Origin of the sequence: Xenorhabdus vietnamensis, from assembly GCF_002127535.1 — a bacterium.
Classification (GTDB): domain Bacteria; phylum Pseudomonadota; class Gammaproteobacteria; order Enterobacterales; family Enterobacteriaceae; genus Xenorhabdus; species Xenorhabdus vietnamensis.
Genome location: NZ_MUBJ01000068.1, coordinates 1 through 2,304, shown reverse-complemented (window position 1 = coordinate 2,304; position 2,304 = coordinate 1). Strand labels below are relative to the sequence as shown.

Genomic DNA, 2,304 nt, shown 5'->3' with positions numbered 1-2,304 from the left:
AGAGAGAGAGTCAGTAGAAAAAGAGAATAAATTAATTGAATCAATAAGGAGTCACTATGACAACACTTAAACCCATTGAAGCCGCAACTAACCAAGATATCCAGATTGAAATCCGTGAAGTTTATGTCGTTCGCGGTGCTAACAGAGCTTATCTGAGTGAAAGCGGTGCACTGAATAAATTAGCTTACGTTCGGGCACAAAGGCAGTTTAATGAGGAAGATAGGCCAAGTAACTTCCCTGCCGAAGAAGTCATTCAGGAAGACGGCACCCCTGCATTGCGCAATGGGAAAATGCGGCCTGAATTTAAGAAACGACATGCTCAGATATTGGAAGAACTGAAAGCCGATGTTAGGCAAGAGAGAGAAAAGATAGCCCTACGGAAAAAGTATTCAAAAGCAATGAATAAAATTAACTCATTACATGAAACAATATCTGAGTTAGAAATACAAATAGCCAAATTAGATTAATAATAAAACCAACAAAACAATTTTAATTACAGCGCCATTGCTGGGGACTCGCTTACGCCAAATTCAGACTGATTACAAATAAGGAGTTAGGAATGAAAAGTGAAACCTATTTATATTTTGCCAGTACAGCTCTCCAAAAAGAGAAAGAAGAAAAGTATGACCTTGCAGCCGAATATTAGGGGAAAGCAAAATATTTAGCGGCTGACCTTAAATATCGAATATGGGCTGAATATAACCAAGAGAATAACGAAGAAAGACATTTATTGCATCATAACCATAGCACAGCATTAAGAAAGTATATGAATAAACAGGCGGCGAATAATGACTGCATATGAACAAGCAAAGCAATTAGCACGGGATTTAGAACTAAAAGGATTATTTCGCCGGGCTGCCAATAAATGGGGTGAAGCGCTTTCATTAGCCAAAGATCTCAAACAAGAAAAGGAATGCACCAAGAATAATCTGCGCTGCGTTCGACAAGCACAAATCAAAATACAGGAGGGGTGGTAATGGCGAAAAGAAAAAGAAGTAAAACCCAGCAAGGTTATATGGGAATGACTATCCCTCAAGGAATGCGATTAGGAAGAAACGAAAAGCAAGATTACTTAAATTCGAAAAATACCTCGCTAATTTTCCGACAGAAGGTGAATTCAAAAGAGTGCCACTCAATAGAGTCATGCGCCGTCTAGCAAAAAGAATAAAGATTGAAATTAAGGAAGCGAAATAATGACCAATAAAAATGAATTAGTTCCAGTATCCGCCAAAGAACTACAGATTGTTGAGTATCGCGGTCAGCGTGTTGTGACGACTGAACAGTTAGCGGTGGGATATGGGGCTACTGAGAAAAACATCCGTGACAATTTCGACAACAACAAATCCCGATTCGAGGAAGGCAAACATTACTTCCAAATCACAGGAAAAGAACTCGCAGATTTGCGTACCGAAAATATCGGTATGCAAATTTCGAGCAAAGCACGGTCAATCAGACTATGGACAGAACGCGGTGCTGCTAACCACTCCAAGATGTTAGAAACAGACCAGGCGTGGAACTATTTCGACGACCTGACCGAGTTCTACTTTACCCGTCGTGATGCCATCACAACAGAAGCGGAATTGTTAAGTAACCCAGCGAAGTTACGTTCAATGCTGTCTGTGTATGCCGAGAATGTCGAACGCCTTGAGGGAGAGAATAAAACCCTGAATGCAACGGTGGGTAGTCTGGAAAAACACTTTACCAAAGGCATGACCCTCCCTGCTTTCTGCAAAGGCCTTAACGGTGTGAATACCACCAAAATCATGTGGTGGGCAATGGAACGGAACTGGCTGTACAACGAGCAGAAAGACCCGGAGAAAAAACCGCGCTGGCGTGTCGCTTCTTATGCCCGTGACCGCTATCTCACCGAAGATGAAAACGAAATCAAGCCTCATGGACAAGATCCCTTTATCACCCGCACCGCCGTGTTATTGGAAAAAGGCTGTCATCGTCTCTATGCCCTGTACATGAAAGGTGAGCTTCCCATGAAGAAGAGCTGGAACGGTGAATACCAACACGACAAAGCAGTTTATACCCCGGAGGGCAAATAATGAACAAACATCATAACACTGAAACATCATTTGATTACGGCAAGTATGGTGTGATTGTCATCACTGAGGCAGCAAACAGTGGAATCATGAGTTATGAGGAGGCATTGAAGTCGTTGGACACGGGCAAATATGACAATAACTTATTGCTGGGCTTTGAATTGGTACTGACTATTTCTCATGGCTGGAAAGCGGGCTTTTATGAACCAACCCATGAGCAACGGTTGATGTTGTGGCGGTGGATTGTGTCAGCCTC

General features: G+C 42.3%; 3 protein-coding genes and 1 pseudogene. All 4 read left to right on the top strand.

The genetic code is table 11. The features are described from left to right. The first annotated feature begins 56 nt into the window (after positions 1 to 56). On the top strand, positions 57 to 467 hold the full coding sequence (locus tag Xvie_RS20055) for a hypothetical protein (protein ID WP_086110854.1): 411 nt from the start codon (positions 57 to 59) through the stop codon (positions 465 to 467). Positions 468 to 788: 321 nt separating this feature from the next. Continuing rightward, positions 789 to 977: a PerC family transcriptional regulator gene (locus Xvie_RS20050; protein WP_086110853.1), complete on the top strand. Its 189-nt coding sequence runs from the start codon at positions 789 to 791 to the stop codon at positions 975 to 977. Positions 978 to 1,193: 216 nt separating this feature from the next. Then, complete coding sequence (locus Xvie_RS20040) at positions 1,194 to 2,051, top strand: ORF6N domain-containing protein (RefSeq protein WP_086110851.1); 858 nt, start codon at positions 1,194 to 1,196, stop codon at positions 2,049 to 2,051. Beyond that, positions 2,051 to 2,304: pseudogene (locus Xvie_RS20035) on the top strand (hypothetical protein); the annotation flags it as partial. The gene Xvie_RS20040 and the pseudogene Xvie_RS20035, both read left to right, overlap by 1 nt.